Source organism: Streptomyces sp. NPDC002130 (assembly GCF_040296465.1).
Lineage (GTDB): Bacteria > Actinomycetota > Actinomycetes > Streptomycetales > Streptomycetaceae > Streptomyces.
The window spans coordinates 36607-51247 of the sequence record NZ_JBEOXI010000025.1 but is presented as its reverse complement, the minus strand read 5'-3'; the positions used below and the strand labels follow the sequence as shown (position 1 = coordinate 51247).

General features: G+C 71.7%; 16 protein-coding genes and 1 pseudogene. 6 read left to right on the top strand and 11 right to left on the bottom strand.

Going from position 1 to position 14641, the window contains the following annotated elements; translation table 11 throughout:
- Both ABT116_RS07350 and ABT116_RS07345 read right to left on the bottom strand, forming a co-directional pair.
- The coding region (locus ABT116_RS07350) for a prolipoprotein diacylglyceryl transferase family protein (RefSeq protein ID WP_502983833.1) at positions 1 to 555 on the bottom strand (555 nt) is incomplete at its 3' end.
- The gene (locus tag ABT116_RS07345) at positions 552 to 812 is read right to left on the bottom strand and encodes a tryptophan synthase subunit alpha (protein WP_502983832.1); all 261 of its coding nucleotides are present in this window, start codon (positions 810 to 812) and stop codon (positions 552 to 554) included. The genes ABT116_RS07345 and ABT116_RS07350, both read right to left, overlap by 4 nt.
- Positions 813 to 830: 18 nt before the next feature.
- Here ABT116_RS07345 and ABT116_RS07340 point away from each other — a divergent pair.
- A pseudogene (locus ABT116_RS07340) lies at positions 831 to 1418 on the top strand (M1 family aminopeptidase); the annotation flags it as partial.
- A 336-nt stretch (positions 1419 to 1754) separates the two neighbouring features.
- Positions 1755 to 2642 carry an arginase family protein gene (locus ABT116_RS07335; protein WP_351629079.1) on the top strand — a complete coding sequence of 296 codons (888 nt, stop codon included), beginning with the start codon at positions 1755 to 1757 and terminating at the stop codon, positions 2640 to 2642.
- 40 nt (positions 2643 to 2682) lie between these two features.
- Here the strand turns inward: ABT116_RS07335 and ABT116_RS07330 are convergent, their stop codons facing one another.
- The gene (locus ABT116_RS07330; RefSeq protein WP_351629076.1) at positions 2683 to 4149 is read right to left on the bottom strand and encodes an amino acid permease; all 1467 of its coding nucleotides are present in this window, start codon (positions 4147 to 4149) and stop codon (positions 2683 to 2685) included.
- Between the two features lie 218 nt (positions 4150 to 4367).
- On the opposite strand from ABT116_RS07330, the gene ABT116_RS07325 reads away from it, so the two are divergent.
- On the top strand, positions 4368 to 5090 hold the full coding sequence (locus ABT116_RS07325; protein ID WP_351629073.1) for a MerR family transcriptional regulator: 723 nt from the start codon (positions 4368 to 4370) through the stop codon (positions 5088 to 5090).
- Here ABT116_RS07325 and ABT116_RS07320 read toward each other — a convergent pair.
- From ABT116_RS07320 to ABT116_RS07305, 4 genes are all read right to left on the bottom strand, one after another.
- Entirely contained in the window at positions 5076 to 7262 is a 2187-nt protein-coding gene (locus ABT116_RS07320) for a 3-hydroxyacyl-CoA dehydrogenase NAD-binding domain-containing protein (RefSeq protein ID WP_351629071.1), read from the bottom strand. The two genes, ABT116_RS07325 and ABT116_RS07320, sit on opposite strands and share 15 nt — an antisense overlap.
- Positions 7263 to 7296: 34 nt before the next feature.
- Positions 7297 to 8511 carry an acetyl-CoA C-acetyltransferase gene (locus ABT116_RS07315; protein ID WP_351629068.1) on the bottom strand — a complete coding sequence of 405 codons (1215 nt, stop codon included), beginning with the start codon at positions 8509 to 8511 and terminating at the stop codon, positions 7297 to 7299.
- An 11-nt stretch (positions 8512 to 8522) separates the two neighbouring features.
- Positions 8523 to 9668: a CaiB/BaiF CoA transferase family protein gene (locus ABT116_RS07310; protein ID WP_351629065.1), complete on the bottom strand. Its 1146-nt coding sequence runs from the start codon at positions 9666 to 9668 to the stop codon at positions 8523 to 8525.
- Positions 9669 to 9778: 110 nt separating this feature from the next.
- The gene (locus ABT116_RS07305) at positions 9779 to 10159 is read right to left on the bottom strand and encodes an MmcQ/YjbR family DNA-binding protein (RefSeq protein WP_351629062.1); all 381 of its coding nucleotides are present in this window, start codon (positions 10157 to 10159) and stop codon (positions 9779 to 9781) included.
- A 91-nt stretch (positions 10160 to 10250) separates the two neighbouring features.
- On the opposite strand from ABT116_RS07305, the gene ABT116_RS07300 reads away from it, so the two are divergent.
- A complete protein-coding gene (locus tag ABT116_RS07300) occupies positions 10251 to 11429 on the top strand; it encodes a saccharopine dehydrogenase family protein (protein WP_351629059.1) in 1179 nt (392 codons plus the stop codon).
- Positions 11430 to 11444: 15 nt separating this feature from the next.
- On the opposite strand, the gene mmpA is transcribed toward ABT116_RS07300, so the two are convergent.
- A complete protein-coding gene (mmpA, locus tag ABT116_RS07295) occupies positions 11445 to 11591 on the bottom strand; it encodes a morphogenic membrane protein MmpA (protein WP_170320889.1) in 147 nt (48 codons plus the stop codon).
- Between the two features lie 181 nt (positions 11592 to 11772).
- Here mmpA and ABT116_RS07290 point away from each other — a divergent pair, with 181 nt between their 5' ends.
- The gene (locus tag ABT116_RS07290) at positions 11773 to 11967 is read left to right on the top strand and encodes a hypothetical protein (RefSeq protein WP_351629056.1); all 195 of its coding nucleotides are present in this window, start codon (positions 11773 to 11775) and stop codon (positions 11965 to 11967) included.
- On the opposite strand, the gene ABT116_RS07285 is transcribed toward ABT116_RS07290, so the two are convergent.
- Positions 11955 to 12647: an endonuclease V gene (locus ABT116_RS07285; protein ID WP_351629054.1), complete on the bottom strand. Its 693-nt coding sequence runs from the start codon at positions 12645 to 12647 to the stop codon at positions 11955 to 11957. The genes ABT116_RS07290 and ABT116_RS07285 overlap by 13 nt on opposite strands.
- A 61-nt stretch (positions 12648 to 12708) precedes the next feature.
- On the opposite strand from ABT116_RS07285, the gene ABT116_RS07280 reads away from it, so the two are divergent.
- A complete protein-coding gene (locus tag ABT116_RS07280) occupies positions 12709 to 13002 on the top strand; it encodes a YciI family protein (protein ID WP_107453970.1) in 294 nt (97 codons plus the stop codon).
- Positions 13003 to 13012: 10 nt separating this feature from the next.
- Here the strand turns inward: ABT116_RS07280 and ABT116_RS07275 are convergent, their stop codons facing one another.
- Both ABT116_RS07275 and ABT116_RS07270 read right to left on the bottom strand, forming a co-directional pair.
- A complete protein-coding gene (locus ABT116_RS07275; RefSeq protein WP_062930312.1) occupies positions 13013 to 13336 on the bottom strand; it encodes a hypothetical protein in 324 nt (107 codons plus the stop codon).
- Positions 13337 to 13406: 70 nt separating this feature from the next.
- Complete coding sequence (locus ABT116_RS07270) at positions 13407 to 14501, bottom strand: WD40/YVTN/BNR-like repeat-containing protein (RefSeq protein ID WP_351629051.1); 1095 nt, start codon at positions 14499 to 14501, stop codon at positions 13407 to 13409.
- Between the last annotated feature and the right edge of the window lie 140 nt (positions 14502 to 14641).

The following is a 14641-nucleotide window of genomic DNA, read 5'->3' as shown; positions in this document are numbered from 1 at the left end:
GGAGACACCTGCCAGTTGATCGAGCTGGCCGGAAGAGTTCACACGCTCGAAGATCTCGAGGCCCCATGGGACGGTGGTCTCGCGACCGTACAACTCCTGGTTGAAGTAGTTGCCGATACGACCGATGGCCTGCGCGAGCAAGATTCCGGGCGCAATCGCATCACCGAGCGCGGACACCGGAATGCCGCGTCGACGGCAGCCGATCCACGCACCGATGCCGCCGAGGAACACTGCTCCCCAGATTCCGAGGCCTCCCTGCCACACCTTGAGTGCGTCGAGTGGCTGACCGTTCTCGCCGAAATAGGCGGGCCAGTCGGTCAAAACGTGGTAGAGCCTGCCACCGATCAGACCGAAGGGAACAGCCCAGATCGCGATGTCGAGAACAGTCCCCTTCTCACCGCCGCGGGCCACCCAACGACGATCTCCCCACATGATCGCGACGATGATGCCGAGGATGATGAAGAGCGCGTAGGCGCGCAGCGCTACCGGTCCGACGTACCAGACGCCTTGGGGCGGGCTGGGGATATAGGCCAGCAGGTCCACAGTTGAGGTCACGACGCCACGGTAGCCGAGCGGACGCCCTCGGCGAGTTCTTCGGTGAGCGAGCGAACTGCTCCCAAGCCGTTCTCGACCGCGGAGACCAGAGCCGAGCCGACAATGACGGCATCGGCGTATGCCGCGATTTCGGCAGCCTGTGCGCCGGACCGAACACCCAATCCGACGCCGACGGGAATGTCGGAATGCGCGCGGATTCGTGCGGTCAGTTCCGGAGCCATCGAGGACACGGCGTCGCGAGCGCCGGTGACGCCCATCGTCGAGGCACCTGGTCCAGCCCGCGGCAGTTCGCGAACGGGTCGAACGTGTCGGTCGTCGTCCACGAACTGGCCCACCAGTGGTACGGCGACGAGGTGTCGCTCAAGCGCTGGAAGGACATCTGGATCAACGAGGGGTTCGCGCGGTACGCGCAGTGGCTGTGGTCCGAGCACGAGGGCGAGGGCACGGCACAGGAACTCGCCGACTACGTGTACGCCTCGCATCCCGCCGACGACCCGTTCTGGACGGTGAAGCCCGGGGATCCCGGCCCGGAGAACCAGTTCGACATCGCGGTCTACGACCGTGGCGCACTGGCCGTCCAAGCCCTACGCAACAAGATCGGCGACGAGGCGTTCTTCGCGATTCTCAAGGGCTGGCCGACGAAGTACGCCCACGGCAACGCGTCGGTGGCGGACTTCCAGCGGTACGCGGAGGAGGTGTCGGGCAAGCCGCTGGCCGCACTGTTCGACACGTGGCTGTTCCAGCCGTCGAAGCCGGGGGTGCCGGCGGCTCGGGCCGGTGCGGTGGCCAAGGCGGCGAAGGGCGTGGCCCAGCCCAGGTCGTGGAAGCGGCTCGCCGCGACGAACGGGGTGCACGGGCACTGACGTCGTCCTCGCGCAGGAGTGTCCGGCCCAACCCGGCCGGGGGGGGCGGCTCGCCGCGCCGGGGCGTCCACGGGCACTGACGTCGTCCTCGCGCAGGAGTGTCCGGCCCAACCCGGCCGCCTGGCGGCTCGCCGCGCCGGGGCGTCCACGGGCACTGACGTCGTCCTCGCGCAGGAGTGTCCGGCCCAACCCGGCCGCCTGGCGGCTCGCCGGGCCGGGGCGTCGGTGCCCCACCCCGTCAGGAGGCACCCGGCCTGCCGGACGGGGCCCGGCCGTCTACGGTGGGCCCATGCGCCGTGACGAGTGAGGCCGCGGCTGCTGACGAGGGAGCCGGCGTTGCGGAAACTGGCGATCATCGAGGCCCCGTCCGTGCTCGGGCTGCGCCCCACCGGTGTGGAGGACCTGCCGGCGGCGCTCCTCGGGGCGGGGCTGGCCGAGGGGCTCGGGGCGGTGCACGCGGGGCGGGTCGAGCCGCCCCCGTACCAGCCGGAGCGGGACCCGGTAACGGGGGTTCTGAACCCGGGCGGCATCGCCGCGTACTCCGTCGCGCTGGCGGACGCCGTGGGCGAGGTCCTCGACGACGGCCGGTTCCCCGTCGTGCTCGGCGGCGACTGCAGCGTGCTGCTCGGCACCCTGCTCGCGCTGCGCCGCCGCGACCGGCACGGACTGCTCTTCCTGGACGGCCACACCGACTTCTACCAGCCCTCGGCCGAGCCGGCCGGCGAGGTGGCCTCCATGGAACTCGCCCTGGCCACCGGGCGCGGCCCGCGCGCGCTGGCCGACCTGGAGGGCCGGGGCCCGCTCGTGCGGGACGAGGACGTCGTCGCCCTGGGGTTCCGGGACGCGGAGGAGTCCGCGGGGTACGGCATGCAGCTGCTGCCGCCCGCGCTGCACGCGATGGAACTGGACACCGTGCGTGCGCTGGGGGCGGCCGACGCTGCCCGCCGCGCGGTCGGGCTGCTGATCGGCGGCGGCGCGGACGCCGGGTACTGGGTCCATCTCGACGTCGACGTGCTGGACGACGCGCTCATGCCCGCCGTCGACTACCGGCAGCCGGACGGCCTGACCTGGCAGGAGCTGGAGACCGTCCTGCGCACGGCCCTGTCCGGCGGCGGCGCCGTCGGACTCACCGTCACGATCTTCAACCCTCGCCTGGACCCCGACGGCACCCTCGCACAGCGCCTCGGCGACTGCCTGGTACGGGCCTTCGACAGCCAGGGCTGAGCCGGCCGTTCCGCGCCGGGGACCGACAGGCCGCGACCTGCTACTTCGTCAGCTGCGACAGCTCCTGGTCCGCCGTCTGCGACACACGGCGGCGGACGCCGAACCAGCCCGCGACCAGCATGGCCGCGATCAGCGGGACCAGCAGGAGGGTCTTTCGGCCGACCTCGGGGTCGTTCCACATCATGCCGAGGCAGGCCAGCAGGAAGACGATCGTGGCGATCTCCGTGACCGGGGTCCCCGGGAGACGGAAGGAGGGGCGGTTGATCAGGCCTGCCTTGGCGCGGCGCACGAAGACCAGGTGGCAGACCATGATGATCACCCAGGTGCTGATGATGCCGAGGGAGGCCACGTTCAGCACGATCTCGAAGGCCTGGGCCGGCACGAGGAAGTTCAGGCCGACGCCGAGCACACACACCCCACAGGTCAGCAGGATGCCGCCGTAGGGGACCTGGCTGCGGTTCATGCGGGCGGTGAACTTCGGCGCGGAGCCCGCCATCGCCATGGAGCGCAGGATGCGGCCCGTGGAGTACAGGCCCGAGTTGAGGGAGGACATGGCGGCCGTGAGGACCACCAGGTTCATCACGTCGCCGGCGGCCGGGAGGCCGATCTTCGACAGCACCGTGACGAAGGGGCTCTGGTCGGCCGAGTAGACCGAACCCGGCAGGAGCAGGGCCAGCAGGACGACCGAGCCGACGTAGAAGAGACCGACACGCCACATGATCGAGTTCACCGCGCGCGGGACGACCTTCTCCGGCTCGGCGGTCTCGCCCGCGGCGACACCGACCAGCTCCAGCGCGGCGTACGCGAAGATCACGCCCTGCATGACCAGGACGACCGGCATCACGCCGTGCGGGAAGACGCCGCCGTTGTCGGTGATGACGCTCAGGCCCGGCGTCCCACCGCCGACCTTCTGCTGCGTGGCGAGCAGGAATATGCCGATGAGCATGAAGCCGACGAGCGTCGCGACCTTGATGATCGAGAACCAGAACTCCATCTCGCCGAAGATCTTCACCGAGATCAGGTTCACCACCAGGACCACCGCGAGGGCGACCAGCGCGAGCACCCACTGCGGGATGTCGGTGAACAGGCTCCAGTAGTGCGTGTAGAGCGCGATCGCGGTGATGTCGGCGATGCCGGTGGTCGACCAGTTCAGGAAGTACATCCAGCCGGCGACGTACGCGCCCTTCTCACCGAGGAACTCGCGCGCGTACGACACGAAGGAGCCCGAGGAGGGGCGGTAGAGCACGAGCTCACCGAGGGCCTTGACCACGAAGAAGGCGAAGACGCCGCAGACCAGGTAGGCGATCGCCAGGGCCGGGCCCGCGTTGTGGAGGCGGCCGCCCGCACCCAGGAAGAGCCCGGTGCCGATCGCGCCTCCGATGGCGATCATGTTGACGTGGCGGGGCTTGAGGTCCTTGCTGTAGCCGGCGTCGCCCGCGTCCGCGGGCACCCGGGCCGCGTCACTGCGGGATGCGGCTGCTGCCGTGTTCACGGCGTCCTTGCTCACGGTGGATCCACTCTCTGGTGCTCCCGAGCGGGTCGCGCTCGGCTTCCGGACGTACATAAGGTCCGTGCCCTCGGTAAAGGCACAGACCAAGGGGCCACCTTCCCCCACGCCGCACGGCTCACGCGGTGGCATACGTCACAGAGCGCTACTTCTCACACGACCCTCACTTGAGTCGCCGGAGGTTTCACAGCACTGGTGAGACAGCGATACTGCTGCACATGACGACCGACACCGAGGAGCCGACCCTCACGATCGACGAGCTGGCGGCCCGGGCCGGTGTCACCGTGCGCACGGTCCGCTTCTACGGCACGAAGGGGCTGCTGCCGCCGCCGGTGCTCGGTCCGCGGCGGGTGGGGCACTACGGCCGCGAGCATCTGGCCCGGCTGGCGCTGATCGAGGAGTTGCAGCAGCAGGGCATGACGCTGGCCGGCATCGAGCGCTACCTGCGGCAACTGCCGCCGGACCTCAGCGCGCACGACCTCGCCATCCACCGGGCCGTGGTGGCCTCCTGGGCGCCGGAGACCGTCGAGAGGGTCACGCGGGCGGAGCTGGAGCGGCGGGCCGGACGGCCGCTCGGCGACGAGGACGTCGAGCGGCTCGTCGCCATGGGCGTGGTCCGGCCCGCGGACGGCGGGTACGAGGCCGACCTCGGTCTGCTCCGGCTCGGCGCCGGACTGCTGGACGTGCCGCTCTCCCAGGAGGCGATCTCCACGGCGCGCAACGTCCTCATCGAGCACGCGTGCGCCGCGGCCCGGGAGCTGTCCCACCTCTTCCGCGGGGAGGTGGCGGAGCGTGACGCGCGGGACGTGCGGTCCCTGTCGGCGCACATGCACCCGCTGGTGGTGCAGGCCCTCCTCACCGCGTTTCAGCGGTCGCTGAAGGAAGAGCTGGGCGAGTGGCTCACCGGGCCGTCGGAGTCCGGCGGGTCAGCCGCGGGCTGAGTCGCTGAACCGCTCCCCCTTCTCCGCCTTCTCCACCAGCAGCGCGGGCGGGGCGAAGCGTTCGCCGTACTGCTCGGCGAGTTCCCGCGCACGGGCCACGAAGCCGGGCAGGCCGCCCTCGTAGCCGTTGATGTACTGCAGCACGCCGCCGGTCCAGCCCGGGAAGCCGATGCCGAAGATGGAGCCGATGTTGGCGTCGGCGACGGAGGTCAGCACGCCCTCCTCCAGCAGCCGGACGGTGTCCAGCGCCTCGGAGAACAGCATGCGTTCCTGCATGTCCCGGAACGGGATCCGGTGGCCGGGCTTGGTGTAGTGCTCGCGCAGTCCGGGCCACAGGCCGGTGCGCTTGCCGTCGTCGCCGTAGTCGTAGAAGCCGGCGCCGCCGCTGCGGCCGGTGCGGCCGAACTCGTCGACCATGCGGTCGATGACGGCCTCGGCCGGGTGGGCCGTCCAGGTGCCGCCCGCCTCCTCGACCGCCCGCTTCGACTCGGCCCGGATCTTGCGGGGCAGGGTCAGCGTCAGTTCGTCCATCAGGGACAGCACCTTGGCCGGGTAGCCGGCCTGGGCGGCGGCCTGCTCGACCGAGGCGGGCTCGATGCCCTCGCCGACCATGGCGACGCCCTCGTTGATGAAGTGGCCGATGACGCGGGAGGTGAAGAAGCCGCGCGAGTCGTTGACGACGATCGGCGTCTTGTTGATCTGCCGCACCAGGTCGAAGGCGCGGGCCAGGGCCTCCTCGCCGGTGCGCTCGCCCTTGATGATCTCGACGAGCGGCATCTTGTCGACGGGCGAGAAGAAGTGCAGGCCGATGAAGTCGGCCTGGCGCTCCACGCCTTCGGCGAGGGCGGTGATGGGCAGCGTGGAGGTGTTGGAGCACAGCAGCGCGTCGGGCTCGACCACGTGCTGGATCTCCTGGAACACCTTGTGCTTGAGGGAGGTGTCCTCGAAGACGGCCTCGATGACGGCGTCGCAGCCGGCCAGCTCCTGGACCTCGGCGGTGGGGGTGATGCGGGCGAGCAGCGCGTCGGCCTTCTCCTGGGTCGTGCGGCCCTTGGCGACGGCCTTGGCGCACAGCTTCTCGGAGTAGGCCTTGCCCTTGAGGGCCGCTTCCAGGGAAACGTCCTTCAGGACGACGTCGATGCCGGCGCGGGCGCAGGAGTAGGCGATGCCCGCGCCCATCATGCCGGCGCCGAGTACGGCGGCCTTGCGGACCTTGCGGGGCTCGACGCCCTTGGGGCGGTTCGCGCCGGAGTTGACGGCCTGAAGGTCGAAGAAGAACGCCTGGATCATGTTCTTCGACGTCTGCCCGGCCGCCAGGTCCACGAAGTAGCGGGCCTCGATGATCTGGGCGGTCTCGAAGTCGACCTGGGAGCCCTCGACGGCGGCGGCGAGGATGTTGCGCGGGGCCGGGTAGGGGGCGCCGTTGGTCTGCTTGCGCAGGCTGGCCGGGAAGGCGGGCAGGTTCGCGGCGAACTTGGGGTTGGCCGGTGTGCCGCCCGGGATGCGGTAGCCCGGCTTGTCCCAGGGCTGCTGGGACTCGGGGTTGGCGTCGATGAAGGCGCGGGCCTTGGCGAGCATGTCCTCCCGGCTGTCGGCGACCTCGTCGACGAGGCCGTTCTCCAGGGCGCGGCGGGGGTTGTACTGGGTGCCCTGGAGGAGCACCTTCAGCAGCGCGTCGGCGATGCCGAGCAGGCGGACGGTGCGGACCACGCCGCCACCGCCGGGCAGCAGGCCGAGGGTGACCTCGGGGCAGCCGATCTTGGAGCCGGGCGCGTCGAGCGCGACACGGTGGTGGCAGGCGAGGGCGATCTCGTAACCGCCGCCGAGCGCCGCTCCGTTGAGGGCGGCGACGACCGGCTTGCCGAGGGTCTCGATGCGGCGCAAATTCCGCTTGATCGCCATGCCGCCGTCGAACAGCTCCTGGGCCGTCTCGGGCGTCACGCGGATGAGGTCGCGCAGGTCACCGCCGGCGAAGAACGTCTTCTTGGCGGAGGTGATGATGACGCCCCGGATGGAGTCCTTCTCGGCCTCCAGGCGGTCGGTGACGGCGGCGAGGGAGTCGCGGAACGCCTGGTTCATGGTGTTCGCGGACTGGTTCGGGTCGTCGATGACGAGGGTGACGAGGCCGGTGCGGTCCTGTTCCCAGCGGATGGTGGTGGACTCAGTGCTCATGTGGAGGTGCTCCGTGTGATCCGTCGGGAGGGGGTCAGATGCGCTCGACGATGGTGGCGACGCCCATGCCGCCGCCGACGCACAGCGTGGCGAGGCCGTAGCGCTTGTCCTGGCGCTCCAGTTCGTCGACGAGGGTGCCGAGGATCATCGCGCCGGTGGCGCCGAGGGGGTGGCCGAGCGCGATCGCGCCGCCGTTGACGTTGACCTTGTCCAGGGACAGGCCCATGTCCCGCACGAAGCGCAGGACGACCGCCGCGAACGCCTCGTTGATCTCGACGAGGTCGATGTCGTCGATGGTCAGTCCGGCCTTGGCGAGGGCCTTGCGGGTGGCCGGGGCGGGCCCGGTGAGCATGATGGTCGGCTCGGAGCCGGAGACGGCGGCGGAGACGATCCGCGCGCGAGGGGTGAGGCCGTAGCGCTCGCCGACCTCCTTGGAGCCGATCGCGACGAGCGAGGCGCCGTCGACGATGCCGGAGGAGTTGCCCGCGTGGTGGACGTGGTCGATCTTCTCCACCCAGTGGTACTGCTGGAGCGCCACGGCGTCGAAGCCGCCGAGCTCGCCGATGTCCGCGAAGGACGGCTTCAGCTTGGCGAGGGAGTCGGCCGTCGTGCCGGGACGCGGGAACTCGTCGTGGTCGAGGACGACGAGGCCGCTGCGGTCCTTGACCGGGACGACGGACCTGTCGAAGCGGCCGTCCTTCATCGCGGTGGCGGCCCGCTCCTGGGAGAGGGCGGCGTACTCGTCGACGTCCCTGCGGGAGAAGCCCTCGATGGTGGCGATGAGGTCGGCGCCGATGCCCTGCGGCACGAAGTTGACCTGGAGGTTGGTCATCGGGTCGTTGAACCAGGCGCCGCCGTCGGAGGCCATCGGCACCCGGGACATGGACTCGACACCGCCCGCGAGGACGAGGTCCTCCCAGCCGGAACGGACCTTGGCGGCGGCCAGGTTGACGGCCTCCAGGCCCGAGGCACAGAAGCGGTTCTCCTGCACACCGGCGACCGTGTCGGGCAGGCCCGCGGCGATGGCGGCGATCCGGGCGATGTCGGAGCCCTGGTCGCCGACCGGGCCGACGACACCGAGGACGATGTCGTCCACGGCGGCCGGGTCGAGGTCCGGGAACCGGGCGCGGATCTCGTGGATGAGTCCGACGACCAGGTCGATGGGCTTGGTGCCGTGCAGGGCGCCGTTCGCCTTGCCGCGGCCGCGCGGGGTGCGGATCGCGTCGTACACATACGCTTCGGTGCTCACGAGGAGGCCTTTCACTGAGGGTTGCGGGACGACGGGAACAGCCCGGGGAGGGCCCAGTCCCGGGCGACGTCCGCCGTGTCGGCGCCCGGCCGGGCCGGGCCGGTGCGGACGGAGGTCGGGGTCGCGGAGAAACGGGGGGCCGGGGCGGGCTGGGTTATGCCGCCGTGGTCGGTGAAGGTGCCGCGGGCGGCCAGGTGCGGGTGGTGCGGGGCCTCGCGCAGCGACAGCACGGGCGCCACGCAGGCGTCGGAGCCGTCGAAGACGGCCGTCCACTCGTCCCTCGTCCGCGCTTTGAAGCGAGCGGCGATCTCTTCGCGCAGTTCATCCCAACGGGTGACGTCCTTGCGGGCGTCGGCCCGGTCGTCGACACCGAGGAGGCCGAGGAACTCGGCGTAGAACTGCGGTTCGAGGGCGCCGACGGCCATGTACCGGCCGTCGGCCGTCTCGTAGGTCCCGTAGTAGGGGCAGCCGCCGTCCAGGAGGTTGGCGCCGCGGCGGTCCTGCCAGCCGCCGGCGGCGAGCATGCCGTGGATCATCGTGGTGAGGTGGGCCGTCCCGTCGACGATGGCGGCGTCGACGACCTGGCCGGTGCCGGTCGCGCGGGCGTGGTGGAGGGCCGCGAGGACGCCGACGACGAGGTAGAGGGAGCCGCCCGCGTAGTCACCGAGCAGGTTGGCCGGGGCCGGCGGCGCCTCCTGCGGCCTGCCGATCATGCCGAGGGTGCCCGTGGGGGCGATGTACGCGATGTCGTGCCCGGCGTGCTGGGCGAGCGGGCCGTCCTGGCCCCAGCCGGTCATCCGGCCGTACACGAGACGCGGGTTGCGGGCGTGGCAGGGCTGGGGGCCGACGCCGAGGCGTTCCGCGACGCCTGGGCGGTAGCCCTCGAGCAGGATGTCGGCACGGTCGGCGAGGTCGAGCACCTGTTCCCGGCCGTCGGGTGACTTCAGGTCGACGACCACCGAGCGCTTGTTGCGGTTGGTGACGTCGTACGCCGGGTCGATGCCGAGTCCGGGGCCGCCCGGGCGGTCCACACGCACCACGTCGGCTCCGAGGTCGGCCAGGAGCATGGCGGCGAACGGGCCGGGCCCGATGCCGGCCAGCTCGACGACGCGCACGCCGGAGAGCGGGCCGTGTCCTGGCGTCCTTGCCGTGGTCATCCAGCCCCCAGTGCTGTGACACATCTGATGTAACACCAGCGATGCTAAGAACGTGTTCCATTCGGCACAAGCCCTGAACGAGCAAGCGCTTAGCAATCTGCCGGACGAGGTCAGGTCCCGTCCAGCTCCACTATCAGCCGCTTCGGGGCGACGGCCCGGTAGCTCTCCTCCACCCAGTCGCAGAGCACCTCGGCGGCCGGGGCTCCCTGTTGCTCCAGGGGGACGCTCACCCAGCCCGCCTTGCCCAGGCCGTACCCGGCGGGCTCGGCGCCGGGGCAGGCCAGCGCGTGCGCGTGCGCCGTCTCGTCCTTGAGCTTCACCGTCACCCCCAGGGGGTAACTGCCGTCCTGGACGCCGAGGAAAACGAACACCTTCTTGTTGACCTTCGCGACGGACTCGCCCCAGGGGAACTCCTCGACGGCGTCCGGCAGCCCCAGCGCGAACGCGCGCACTTTCTCCCACTTCTTCAGGGCATTCCTGGGCACGGCCATCGTCGTCCTCCGGGCTCGTCGTCGGGCTCCGCACTCCTCACGCTAGCCTCGGCCACCGACAGCGGCACGGGCTGCACGACCGAGGGGTGTCATGAGCAGGCAAAGCGGGACGGACCGTCCGTACGACATCGTGCTCTTCGGAGCGACCAGTTTCGCCGGGGCGCTCACGGCGGAGTATCTGGCCGCCCACGCGCCCGAGGGGCTGCGCTGGGCAATCGCGGGCCGCAGCGCGCAGAAGCTGGAGCGGCTGCGGGAGCGGCTGCCCGCCGACGCGGAGATCGGCGTGCTGCGGGCGGACGTCTCCGACCCGGCCTCGCTGCGCGACCTCGCGGAGCACGCGCGCGTGGTGGCCACGACGGTCGGACCGTACGTGACGTACGGGGAGGAACTCGTCGCCGCGTGCGCGGACGCGGGGACCGACTACCTGGACCTGTGCGGCGAGCCCGAGTTCGTGGACCTGATGTACGTCCGGCACGACGCACGCGCGCGGGAGACCGGAGCGCGGCTGGTGCACGCCGCCGGGTTCGACTCGATCCCGCACGACCTGGGCGTGTACTTCACCGTGCAGCAGCTGCCGGAGGACGTGCCGCTGTCCGTGGAGGGCTTCGTGACCGCGGACGCGGCGTTCTCGGGCGGGACCTTCGCCTCCGCGCTCGGCCAGTTCGCCCGGCAGCGGGAGATGGCGGCGGCCGCCCGTGACCGGCGGCGGCACGAGCCGCGGCTGGTGGGCCGGCGGGCATCGGCGCCGTTGGGGGGCCCACGGTTCGCCAAGGAGGTCGGCGCGTGGGCGCTGCCGATGCCGACCATCGACCCGCAGATCGTGCGGCGCTCGGCGTCGGCCCTCGACCGGTACGGGCCCGACTTCCGCTACCGGCAATACGCGGCCGTCCGGCACCTGCCGGTCGCTGTGGGCGGGGTCGCGGCGGTCGGGGCCCTGGTCGCGGCGGCGCAGGTGCCGCCCGCGCGGCGCTGGTTGTCGGACCGGCTCAAGCCCGGGGACGGACCGAGCCCCGAGAAGCGGGCGAAGAGCTGGTTCTCCGTGCGCTTCGTGGGCGAAGGCGGCGGCAAGCGGGTGCGCACGGAGGTCTCGGGCGGCGATCCCGGCTACGACGAGACGGCCAAGATGTTCGCCGAGTCGGCGCTGTGCCTGGCCTTCGACGACCTTCCGAAGACGGCGGGTCAGGTCACCACGGCCGTGGCGATGGGAGACGCGCTGATCGGCCGGCTGCGCGCGGCGGGCATCCGCTTCCGCGTCGCGTCGGCCCGCTGAGGTCCCGCCGGGGGCCTACAGCGGCCACTCGGCGAGGGTGTAGATCATCCCGGCGATCCAGCCGAGCCCGGCCAGGACGGCGAGGATCAGCCCTATGGTGACGGCCCGCTCGACGGTCTGGGTCGGGGCGGCAACAGGCTTGGGTGCGCGGTGCGTCGTCATGCGTCCCAGCCTGTCGGCGGGCGGGGTGGGCGGGCATCCGTACAGCTACTCAGAGCCGGTACTCAGATCGCGCCGCCCCCGCCCCGCCCCGGCCGATCCCCCGACTTGAGGCTTTGCGCACTCCGGCCTCGGCGGAAGCTCCAGAAGTGCCAACAAGGACTTCAATGAAACCATTGAAGGCATGAAGTTCCTTCTCGAAGTCACCATGGACGACGCGGCGTTGGCGAAGGACCCGGCCGGCGAGCTGGGCCGGATCCTCAGGTACTGGGGCGGCAATCTCCGGCACTACGAGCTCCGCCCCGGGGACGGGTCGGCCATCCACGACTCGGAGTACCGGGAGGTGGGCCGCTGGCACGTGGCCGATCAGACGGAGTAGGTCTCCCGGAGCGCCTTGCGGCACAGCGCGTCCGCCCTGCGGGTGGTTTCCGGGAGGCGGTAGGCGGGGGTCAGGGCGAGGGTGTGTGCGCAGGCGTGGTCCAGCGTCACGCGGTGGCCGACGGAGACGAAGACCGGCTTGACCCCGTCCCGGGTGCGCAGCGCCCGGCCGACCTCCTCGGAGCCGGCGAGGAGCGCGGAGGTGCTGCCGCGCGGGGTGTCCGGGTCGTCGTAGGTGAAGGTGAACGGGTTCTTGGCGACGCCGATCGTGGGCAGGCCGGTCAGGACGCCGAGGTGGCCGGCGAGGCCGAAGCGGCGGGGGTGGGCGAGGCCGTAGCCGTCGCAGACGACCAGGCCGGGGTCGCACGGGAGGGCGTCGAGGGCGGCCAGGACCGTGGGGATCTCGCGGAAGGCGAGCAGCCCGGGTACGTAAGGGAAGGAGATCCGGCCCACCGCGGTGGCCTCGGCGACGACTTCGAGGCTCGCCGCGTCCAGGACGACCGCGGCCGCCGCGACGACGTCCCGTTCGTCGTCGTAGGCGACGTCGACACCTGTCACACGGCCGGTCCCGGGCGGCGGGCCCGGCTCGTCGAGGATCACCCGCTCGCGCAGGGCGTCCTGGACCGCGCGGGCCTGCTCCTCGGTCGTGGGCCAGTCGTCGGGGATGCGTACGGTCGTCATGGTGGCCCGAGCCTACGGGCACCCCGGGGGCCGGACGGATACCCGGGGTAGTCTCCCCGTCATGTTCGTGCTGGAACTGACGTACACCGCCCCGCTGGAAGCCGTCGACGCCGTGCTGGAGGAGCATGTGGTCTGGCTCGACGAGCAGTACCGGCAGGGGGTGTTCCTGGCGTCCGGGCGCAAGAATCCCCGCGACGGCGGGGTGATCATCGCCGTCGCGGGGGATCGCGCGCGGATCGAGGAGATCACCGCGGAGGACCCGTTCGTCACCGCGGGCGTGTGCGCGTACCGCGTCACCGAGTTCACGGCGACGAAGACGGCGCCCGCTCTGGAGGCCTACCGGGAGACCCTCTGAGGCATCCGCCTCACTTGCCCAGTGCGCGCTGCAACTGGCTCTTGTTCATGCTGGAACGGCCTTCGACGCCCTTGCGCTTGGCCTCCTGGTACAGCTGGTCGTAGGTGGGGCCCTGGGAGCCCTGCCCCGACCGCTGGCCGCCCCGCTTGCCTGAGGACATGTCCTTCGTGGAGGTGCGGCTGGCGGTCTTGGACTCGCCGGAGCGGGCGCGTTCCTTGTTCACCGTCCGCGCGGCGATCTCCTTGGCGCGGCCGGTGCTTTCGCCCCGGTCCTTCGCACTTTCCTTGATGTGCTCGTACTGGCGCTCCCGCTTGGAGCTCGAACCGCGTGGCATTCCCGCTCACTTCCTTTCCCGATCAGTGAACGAGTACCCACCCTGCCAACGATCAGGGCACCCCGCATGCTCAGTGCTCCAGGCGGGCCACCCGGCCCTTCTCGCCGGCGGCCCAGCACCCGTGGTCCCGGGTGCAGTCGACGGTGTCGTAGGAGCCGGTGTCGACGGTCCGCCAGGTGCGGCCCGCGTCCGTGGTGAGGTCGGTGCCGGTGGGACCGACGGCGAGGGCGGCGGTGCGGCTGTGCGGGAGCCAGGCGACGCCGGAGCGGTAGGCGGGCGGGGGTGTGGCGGCCGGGCGCCAGGTGCGGCCCCTGTCGGAGGAGCGGGCGGCGGCCTGCGGTGAGGGCTGGTCGGGGCGGAAGTCGCCGCCGACGGCGAGACCGTGGGTGCGGTCGCGGAAGGCGAGCGCGAAGACGCCCCGGGCGGGGTCGCCCGCCGGCAGGGGCGAGTCGGTGGCCGTCCAGGTGCGTCCGCGGTCGGCGGAGTGCAGGACCCGCGCGCGTGCCGCCCCGCCGGTGGCCAGCCAGACGTCGCTCGTCCCGGAGGTCACCAGGCACTGGCCGCTCGCCGCGAACCCGGCCTCGCCCTCCTGCGCGGCCGGCATGCCCCCGTCCGGCAGCACCTTCCAGGTACGGCCGCCGTCGCCGGTCGACAGGAGGCGGAACTTCCCGTCCACCGGGTCGCTCATCGCCAGGCCGTGGCGGCGGTCGAAGAAGGCCAGGCAGTCGTAGAACGCCTTCGGGTCGGTGTTGCGGAAGGACTCCGTCCAGGTCGCTCCGCCGTCGTCGGTGCGGTAGACCCGGGACGCCTCGCCCTCGCCGATGGCCAGCACCACGGCCCGGCGGGCGTCGAACGCCTCGACGTCCCTGAACTGCAACTCCCCCGCGCCGGGCGGCGAGACGTTCCGCCAGCTCTCCCCGCCGTCGGTGGTGCGCAGCACGGTGCCGCCGGTGCCGGCGACCCAGGCGGTGTTCCGGCTGACGGCGGCCAGGCCCCGGAAGCGTGCCTGCGGGGTGCCGGTGTCCTTGAGTTCCCAGTGCGGCGGCCGGTGCTCCGGCTCGTGCGCCTGCGCCGGTACGGCGGTCAGGGCTGCCAGTGCCGCCGCGCAGGCCGCCATCGCGGTCGCCCTGCCTCGTGTTCGTCCCGTCCGTCGCGTGCTCCCCATGCGCCTCATGGCGGGGGAAGCTAGCCCACCGCCCGGGTGCCGTCCAGATGGCCTCGCCGGTGCTGCGGGTGGTGCGGTGGGCACCACAAGTGCCTTGGGGGGCACACAAGGAGAGTCACGTCACTCTGGTGCATGAACGC

What these genes read in the sequence shown, in the direction of transcription:
- ABT116_RS07345 (WP_502983832.1), bottom strand. Translation starts at nt 812, where the DNA reads ATGGGCGTCACCGGCGCTCGCGACGCCGTGTCCTCGATGGCTCCGGAA.
- ABT116_RS07325 (WP_351629073.1), top strand. Translation starts at nt 4,368, where the DNA reads ATGACGACCGACACCGAGGAGCCGACCCTCACGATCGACGAGCTGGCG.
- ABT116_RS07320 (WP_351629071.1), bottom strand. Translation starts at nt 7,262, where the DNA reads ATGAGCACTGAGTCCACCACCATCCGCTGGGAACAGGACCGCACCGGC.
- ABT116_RS07310 (WP_351629065.1), bottom strand. Translation starts at nt 9,668, where the DNA reads ATGACCACGGCAAGGACGCCAGGACACGGCCCGCTCTCCGGCGTGCGC.
- ABT116_RS07305 (WP_351629062.1), bottom strand. Translation starts at nt 10,159, where the DNA reads ATGGCCGTGCCCAGGAATGCCCTGAAGAAGTGGGAGAAAGTGCGCGCG.
- ABT116_RS07300 (WP_351629059.1), top strand. Translation starts at nt 10,251, where the DNA reads ATGAGCAGGCAAAGCGGGACGGACCGTCCGTACGACATCGTGCTCTTC.
- mmpA (WP_170320889.1), bottom strand. Translation starts at nt 11,591, where the DNA reads ATGACGACGCACCGCGCACCCAAGCCTGTTGCCGCCCCGACCCAGACC.
- ABT116_RS07290 (WP_351629056.1), top strand. Translation starts at nt 11,773, where the DNA reads ATGAAGTTCCTTCTCGAAGTCACCATGGACGACGCGGCGTTGGCGAAG.
- ABT116_RS07285 (WP_351629054.1), bottom strand. Translation starts at nt 12,647, where the DNA reads ATGACGACCGTACGCATCCCCGACGACTGGCCCACGACCGAGGAGCAG.
- ABT116_RS07280 (WP_107453970.1), top strand. Translation starts at nt 12,709, where the DNA reads ATGTTCGTGCTGGAACTGACGTACACCGCCCCGCTGGAAGCCGTCGAC.
- ABT116_RS07275 (WP_062930312.1), bottom strand. Translation starts at nt 13,336, where the DNA reads ATGCCACGCGGTTCGAGCTCCAAGCGGGAGCGCCAGTACGAGCACATC.
- ABT116_RS07270 (WP_351629051.1), bottom strand. Translation starts at nt 14,501, where the DNA reads ATGGGGAGCACGCGACGGACGGGACGAACACGAGGCAGGGCGACCGCG.